We start from the raw sequence: 7,769 nt of genomic DNA on the forward strand, positions 1-7,769 counted from the left end.
AGGTCTAAAAACCCAAAAAACCTAAAATTCCAAAACTCTAGAACCCGAGGCTGGATAACAAATCGTCCACATCGTCCTGACCGGACACAACGTCTTCTCGTTTATCGGCATGAATCTGCGGACCTTCACCCTGCGAGAGATGTTTTTGTGGATCTTTTTCGGCAAGCATCGCGGCGCGGTCATGTTCGATGCCGGCAAAGCGATCGACCTGACTGGCCATGAGCACAAGTTTGAGCAAATTGCTTTCGACTTCGGTGACCAGTTGGGTCACGCGTTTGATCACCTGGCCGGTGAGGTCCTGATAATCCTGGGCCAGCAGGATGTCGTTGAGATTGCTCGACACCGCGCGGTTGTCCGTGCTGCTGCGTGACAGAAAACCGTCGACCCGGCGCGCCAGTTCGCGGAACTCTTCAGCCCCGACCTCGCGACGCATAAAGCGGCCCCAGTCGGCACTCAACGTCTGCGCTTCATCGGCCAGACTGTTGACCACCGGCGTTGCGCTTTCCACCAGATCCATGGTGCGGTTGGCCGCGGCTTCGGTCAGCTTGACCACATAGCCCAGGCGTTCGGTGGCGTCGGTGATTTGCGACACTTCCTCGGCCTGCGGCATGTGCGGATCGATCTGGAAATTGACGATCGCACTGTGCAGTTCACGTGTGAGCTTGCCCACTTCCTGATACAGGCCGCGGTCACGGGTCTGATTGAGCTCATGGATCAGTTGTACCGCGTCGCCGAACCTGCCTTTTTCAAGGCTCTCGACCAGTTCGACCGCGTGTTTTTTCAGGGTCGACTCAAAATCGCCCTGTGAAGATTCGTTATGCTCCATAGCTCCCCCGCGCATTCATCAGCCGATGCGTTCGAAAATCTTCTCGATTTTGTCTTTCAGCGCCTGAGCCGTGAAAGGTTTGACCACGTAACCGTTCACACCGGCCTGAGCGGCCTCGATGATCTGCTCGCGCTTGGCTTCAGCAGTCACCATCAACACCGGGAGGTGCTTGAGTTTTTCATCGGCACGCACGTGGCGCAGCAGATCGATACCGGTCATGCCCGGCATGTTCCAGTCCGTTACCAGAAAGTCGATGCTGCCGCTGTTGAGCACCGGAATGGCAGTGGTGCCATCGTCGGCCTCGACGGTGTTGGTGAACCCAAGATCGCGCAGCAGGTTCTTGATGATCCGCCGCATCGTTGAGAAGTCATCAACGATGAGGATTTTCATGTCTTTGTTCAATTCGACCTCCAAGCAGTCTTAAACGCGCCCAGCACCTGGACACGCCACTTCAATCAATCGGCATAGCACTCGAAGTTTGTCTGGAGCACAACGGATCGAGACCGGCGCCGCTCATCACCGCACCAGCCTCGTTTCGCAGTGTCCCCACACTGCCTTCAGCGCGCTCGCCACTCCCCCAAACGCCCCCGCAAACGGGCCGCGCACTGGCTGTGTAACTGGCTGACCCGCGATTCACTGACGCCAAGGACTTCACCGATCTCCTTGAGGTTCAGCTCTTCGTCGTAGTACAGCGCCAACACCAGGCGCTCACGCTCCGGCAAATTGGCAATCGCGTCCGCCAGCGCCGCCTGGAAGCGTTCATCTTCCAGATCGCGTGACGGCTCCATATGAGCACTGGCGCCATCCTCGTGCAGCCCTTCGTGTTCGCCGTCCTGCAACAGGTCGTCGAAACTGAACAGGCGACTGCCCAAGGTGTCATTCAAAATCCCGTAGTAATCGTCGAGACTCAATTGGAGTTCGGCCGCAACCTCGTGATCTTTAGCGTCACGACCGGTTTTAGCTTCAATCGAGCGAATCGCGTCGCTGACCATCCGGGTATTGCGGTGAACCGAGCGTGGCGCCCAGTCCCCTTTGCGCACTTCGTCGAGCATCGCGCCGCGGATTCGAATGCCCGCGTACGTTTCGAAACTGGCGCCTTTGCTGGCGTCATATTTGGTCGAAACCTCCAGCAGACCGATCATTCCGGCCTGAATCAGGTCTTCGACCTGCACGCTGGCCGGCAGACGCGCCAGCAAGTGATAGGCAATGCGCTTGACCAGTGGCGCGTAACGCTCGATCAATTCGTACTGCGCGTCACGCGCCGACTTCTTGTAAAGATTCATGCCACTGGCGGTCATATCACAGGCCCTGCGGTTTGCTGCACGAGACGCTCGACGAAAAATTCCAGATGCCCGCGCGGGTTGGCGGGCAGCGGCCAGGTGTCGACCTTCTGGGCGATGGCCTTGAAGGCCAGCGCGCACTTGGAACGGGGAAAGGCTTCGTAAACGGCGCGCTGCTTCTGCACCGCTTTGCGCACGCTTTCGTCGTAGGGCACTGCGCCGACGTATTGTAGGGCGACGTCCAGAAAGCGATCCGTGACCTTGGTCAACTTGGCGAACAGGTTGCGCCCTTCCTGCGGGCTCTGCGCCATGTTGGCCAGCACGCGGAAGCGGTTCATGCCGTAGTCGCGGTTGAGCAGCTTGATCAGTGCATAGGCGTCAGTGATCGAAGTCGGCTCATCGCAGACCACCAGCAACACCTCCTGCGCGGCGCGGACGAAACTGACGACCGAGTCACCAATACCCGCAGCGGTGTCGATCACCAACACGTCGAGATTGTCGCCGATGTCGCTGAACGCCTGGATCAGGCCGGCGTGTTGCGCCGGGCTCAGGTGCACCATGCTTTGCGTGCCGGAGGCCGCCGGCACGATGCGGATCCCGCCCGGGCCCTGCAACAGCACATCGCGCAGTTCGCAACGACCTTCGATCACGTCGGCCAGCGTGCGTTTGGGTGTCAGCCCCAGCAGCACGTCAACGTTCGCCAGACCCAGGTCGGCGTCCAGCAGCATGACCCGACGGCCAAGCTCTGCCAGCGCCAGGGACAAGTTCACTGACACGTTAGTCTTGCCGACGCCACCTTTGCCGCCGGTCACCGCGATCACCTGTACGGGATGCATGCTGCCCATGTTATTTCTTTACCTTGTCTTGCATAGACGGAGGCCACATTACTGGCTGCGCGTTCCCGATCGGAACAATGCGTGGCAGACCATCGATGTAGGTACAAAAACTGTTCATGATTACCTCAGCCAACCTGCTTGGTCGGGCTGTGATAGATATCAGCGAACATGTCAGCCATGGCTTCTTCGCTGGGTTCTTCCTGCATTTGCACGCTGACGGCGCGGCTGACCAGTTGATGACGGCGCGGCAGATGCAGATCATCCGGAATCCGTGGGCCATCGGTCAGGTACGCGACCGGCAATTCATGACTGATCGCCAGGCTCAGCACTTCGCCGAGACTGGCCGTTTCATCCAGTTTAGTCAGGATGCAACCGGCCAGCCCGCACCGCTTGTAACTGTGATAAGCGGCGGTTAGAACCTGTTTCTGGCTGGTGGTTGCCAGCACCAGATAATTTTTTGAACGAATGCCACGCCCGGCCAGGCTCTCAAGCTGCATGCGCAGCGCCGGGTCACTGGCTTGCAGCCCGGCAGTATCAATCAAAACCACGCGTTTGCGTAGCAGTGGATCCAATGCCTGCACCAGAGACTGGCCCGGATCGACGTGAGTCACCGGCACATTGAGAATGCGCCCCAGGGTTTTCAGTTGTTCCTGCGCACCGATGCGGAAGCTGTCCATGCTCACCAGCGCAACGTTCTGCGCGCCGTACTTGAGCACGTAACGGGCGGCAAGCTTGGCCAGCGTTGTGGTCTTGCCCATGCCGGCCGGGCCGACCATGGCAATCACCCCGCCCTCTTCCAGCGGCTCGACTTCCGGTACGGCAATCATCCGCGCCAGGTGCGCCAGCAGCATGCGCCAGGCCTGACGCGGCTCTTCGATATCGGTAATCAGCGCCAACAGATCGCGCGACAGCGGGCCGGACAGGCCGATGCGCTGCAGACGGCGATACAGATTGGCCTGGGCCGGACGGCTGCCTTGCAGCTGATTCCAGGCCAGGGTGCCGAGCTGCACTTCCATCAGCTCGCGCAGGCTGTTCAGTTCAAAACGCATCGAATCCAGTGCTCGCGGATCGACACCCGCCGAGGCCTGCGCCGGCGCTGCGGCCGGACGCGCCGGTTCAGCGTAGGTCGGCTCGGTCAGCGGCTCGGCAGCGGTCAGCGGCAGGCCCGCCGTCAACGGCAGGCCGGCGAACAACTGGCGATTGGTGTTGCCGTCGGCTTCGCCACGCAGGCTCAGTTCGGCCTGGGCGGTGACAATGCGCGACTGGGTCTTGCGCAGCTCGTCTTCGAGTTCCATGTTCGGAACCCGTGGCGCCAGCGCCGACAACTTGTAATCCAGTGCCGCCGTCAACTCGACGCCGCCGGCGATGCGGCGGTTGCCGATGATGGCGGCATCAGCGCCCAGCTCATCGCGAACCAGCTTCATGGCCTGACGCATATCGGCGGCGAAAAAACGCTTAACTTGCATAAACCACTACCTCAGCCGTTGGGCCCTACTGTCGCAACGATGGTCACTTGCTTGTTGTCCGGTACTTCCTGGTAGGCCAGCACATGCAGCCCTGGGACTGCGAGGCGACCAAAGCGCGAGAGCATCGCGCGAATCGGGCCTGCTACCAGCAGGATCACCGGTTGGCCTTGCATTTCCTGACGCTGCGCCGCTTCGATCAACGAACGTTGCAGCTTCTCGGCCATGCTTGGCTCCAGCAGAACGCCCTCTTCCGAGCCTTGTCCTGCCTTCTGCAGACTATTGAGCAATATCTGTTCCAACCTTGGTTCCAATGTGATCACAGGCAGCTCGGACTCAGTGCCTACAATGCTTTGGACGATGGCGCGGGATACGCCGACCCGCACTGCAGCCACCAGCGCGGCGGTATCTTGACTCTTGGCCGCATTGTTAGCGATGGCTTCGGCGATGCTGCGAATGTCGCGCACCGGCACGTGTTCGGCGAGCAGCGCCTGCAGGACTTTGAGCAATTGCGACAGCGAGACCACGCCCGGCACCAGCTCTTCAGCCAGTTTCGGCGAGCTCTTGGCCAGCAATTGCATGAGTTGCTGCACTTCCTCATGGCCGATCAGCTCGCTGGAGTGCTTGTACAGAATCTGGTTCAAGTGCGTGGCAACCACGGTGCTGGCGTCGACCACGGTGTAGCCCAGCGATTGCGCCTGGGCGCGCTGGCTGATTTCGATCCACACCGCTTCCAGCCCGAAAGCCGGATCTTTGGCGTTGATTCCGTTGAGCGAGCCATAGACCTGGCCCGGGTTGATCGCCAGTTCGCGATCCGGGTAGATCTCGGCTTCGGCGAGAATCACGCCCATCAGGGTCAGGCGATACGCGCTGGGCGCCAGATCGAGGTTGTCGCGAATATGCACGGTGGGCATCAGGAAGCCCAGATCCTGCGAGAGCTTCTTGCGCACGCCCTTGATCCGCGCCAGCAGTTGCCCGCCCTGATTGCGATCCACCAGCGGAATCAGGCGATAACCGACTTCCAGGCCGATCATGTCGATCGGCGTCACGTCGTCCCAGCCCAGCTCTTTGGTTTCCATAGCGCGGGCCGGCGACGGCAGCAGTTCCTGCTGACGCTTGACCTCTTCCAGTGCCACGACCTTGGCGACGTTCTGTTTTTTCCAGAACAGGTACGCGCCGCCAGCGGCCAGCGCGGCCATGGTCAGGAAGGAGAAGTGCGGCATGCCCGGCACCAGACCCATCACCGCCATCAGACCTGCGGCCACCGCCAGCGCCTTGGGCGAGGCGAACATCTGCCGGTTGATCTGTTTGCCCATGTCTTCCGAGCCCGAAGCACGGGTCACCATGATCGCCGCCGCTGTCGATAACAACAGTGATGGCAATTGCGCCACCAAACCGTCACCGATGGTCAGCAACGCGTAAACCTTGCCGGCATCGCCGAAGCTCATGCCGTGCTGGAAGATACCCACCGCCATGCCGCCGATGAGGTTGATGAACAGAATCAGCAGACCGGCGATGGCGTCACCACGGACAAACTTGCTGGCACCGTCCATCGAACCGTAGAACTCGGCCTCCTGGGCGACTTCCTGGCGACGGGCCTTGGCCTGGTTCTGGTCGATCAGACCCGCGTTGAGGTCGGCGTCGATCGCCATCTGTTTGCCGGGCATCGCGTCGAGGGTGAAGCGCGCGCTCACCTCGGAAATCCGCCCGGCGCCCTTGGTCACCACGACGAAGTTGATGATCATCAGAATCGCGAAGACCACGATACCAACCACGTAGTTACCGCCGATGACCACTTCACCGAAAGCCTGAATCACCTTACCGGCCGCGGCATGGCCGTCCTGACCGTGGAGCATCACCACCCGCGTCGAGGCTACGTTCAAGGCCAGCCGCAGCAGCGTCGCCACCAGCAGAATGGTCGGGAACACCGCGAAATCCAGCGGCCGCAGCGCATACACGCAGACCAGCAGGACGACGATCGACAGAGCGATGTTGAAGGTAAAGAAGACGTCGAGCAGGAACGGCGGCACCGGCAGCATCATCATCGCCAGCATGACCAGCAGCAACAACGGCACGCCCAGATTGCCTCGACTGAGGTCGGCAACGTTGGTGCGTGCTGTATTGAATAACTGAGTGCGATCCACCGGTTTTCCCCGTTCCTTTAAAGCAAACTTTTGACGCCCGGAGCGGGCGCACGGCGGCTATTGCAAGAAGCCTTCCAACTTTCGGCCAAGCAGAAAAGATCGCAGCCTTCGGCAGCTCCTACATGGATTTACGTCTCCTGTAGGGGCTGTCGAAGGCTGCGATCCTGTTTTTTAAACGACGAGTTTAAAAGACACCTGCAGACACGGTCTCAAGGCTACAAATCCTTGCGCCAATACCTACAGCCAAGCCAGAATCCGCCGGCTTGTGCACCTGGGGGTCGGGTTCTATTGTGGTCCGGTCGCTGACGAATCAGCGATCGGGTTTAGCGACTCGAGTCTATGTAGGCGCACTAGCGCTCCAAACTCAATTTGCAGACATTCTTTCTGCAATTGCTGTCATGGCGGCTGTGCGTGGGAGACCTTCGGGTCTGCCGGGCGCCTACACCCGGTTCGCTAACCTGCGTCCAGCCGCCACCCTTTCTTGTTTAGCGACAGGTTTTGGTGGCCTCACCTGTAGGAGCTTAACCATGATCAAACCCACACCCAACCCACCCGAAACCGACCCCACCTCCCCCTACGAATCTCTCGATTCAAAAAAACTCCACGACGCCGCCGAACGCGCCCTCGATCATTACCTCTGCCCACCCGGCTCCACCCCACCGCCGTACACCCCGCGAGCGATGTACGCCGTCACCGCCGACACCAAAAACGAAGACCTGCTGGCCAACGCCTGCGAGACGCTGGCCTCAGCGAAAACCATCGCCCAGGAATTCGCCGGGCTGGTCAAGCCATCGCAGCGCCGGACGCTGATGGGGATCGCACAACTGATCATGCTCGGCGAACTGGCGGTGAATCGGGTGCTGGATAATCTGGAGTTGCCTCAGTAACAGGCCGTCAGTGAAGCGTTGAGGCTGCCGACGCCTTCGCGGGCAGGCCCGCTCCCACAGGGATCTGTGTCGATCACAAGGCTGTGTTCACACCGCCGCTGAACCTGTGGGAGCGAGCCTGCTCGCGAATACGGCCTCAAAGTCTTGGCATCTTTCCGGGCAAAAAAACACGCTCGCATTCAGCTAAAGCGACAACCACTCGTCGGAAACATGTGCGCACCTGTCAGATCTGACAGGTGCGCAATTTGCAGTTAAGCGTTTTGATGACTCCTGCCCGTTCCCACTACGCAGGAGCTCCGACCATGTCCACTTCTACCCCGCCCGATAACACCG

7 protein-coding genes are annotated in these 7,769 nt (G+C 60.1%); 1 reads left to right on the plus strand and 6 read right to left on the minus strand.

Going from position 1 to position 7,769, the window contains the following annotated elements; all coding sequences use genetic code 11:
- Positions 1-37: 37 nt before the first annotated feature.
- The 6 genes from VNV36_RS17020 to flhA form a co-directional block, all read right to left on the minus strand.
- The gene (locus VNV36_RS17020) at positions 38-826 is read right to left on the minus strand and encodes a protein phosphatase CheZ (RefSeq protein WP_042607546.1); all 789 of its coding nucleotides are present in this window, start codon (positions 824-826) and stop codon (positions 38-40) included.
- 18 nt (positions 827-844) lie between these two features.
- Positions 845-1,216, minus strand: a complete 372-nt coding sequence (locus tag VNV36_RS17025) for a chemotaxis response regulator CheY (RefSeq protein ID WP_024012118.1) — start codon at positions 1,214-1,216, stop codon at positions 845-847.
- Positions 1,217-1,383: 167 nt separating this feature from the next.
- Positions 1,384-2,124 (minus strand): RNA polymerase sigma factor FliA, encoded by a 741-nt coding sequence (gene fliA, locus VNV36_RS17030; protein WP_016771059.1) that lies wholly within the window; start codon positions 2,122-2,124, stop codon positions 1,384-1,386.
- A complete protein-coding gene (fleN, locus tag VNV36_RS17035) occupies positions 2,121-2,951 on the minus strand; it encodes a flagellar synthesis regulator FleN (protein ID WP_016771060.1) in 831 nt (276 codons plus the stop codon). The genes fliA and fleN overlap by 4 nt, the downstream gene beginning before the upstream one ends.
- 116 nt (positions 2,952-3,067) lie before the next feature.
- Positions 3,068-4,408 (minus strand): flagellar biosynthesis GTPase FlhF, encoded by a 1,341-nt coding sequence (gene flhF, locus VNV36_RS17040; RefSeq protein ID WP_325718768.1) that lies wholly within the window; start codon positions 4,406-4,408, stop codon positions 3,068-3,070.
- 11 nt (positions 4,409-4,419) lie between these two features.
- Complete coding sequence (flhA, locus tag VNV36_RS17045; protein WP_325718769.1) at positions 4,420-6,549, minus strand: flagellar biosynthesis protein FlhA; 2,130 nt, start codon at positions 6,547-6,549, stop codon at positions 4,420-4,422.
- 527 nt (positions 6,550-7,076) lie between these two features.
- On the opposite strand from flhA, the gene VNV36_RS17050 reads away from it, so the two are divergent.
- Positions 7,077-7,436 (plus strand): DUF6124 family protein, encoded by a 360-nt coding sequence (locus tag VNV36_RS17050; RefSeq protein ID WP_325718770.1) that lies wholly within the window; start codon positions 7,077-7,079, stop codon positions 7,434-7,436.
- Positions 7,437-7,769: the final 333 nt, after the last annotated feature.

It is taken from the genome of Pseudomonas sp., from assembly GCF_035554175.1.
In the GTDB taxonomy this organism is placed as follows: domain Bacteria; phylum Pseudomonadota; class Gammaproteobacteria; order Pseudomonadales; family Pseudomonadaceae; genus Aquipseudomonas.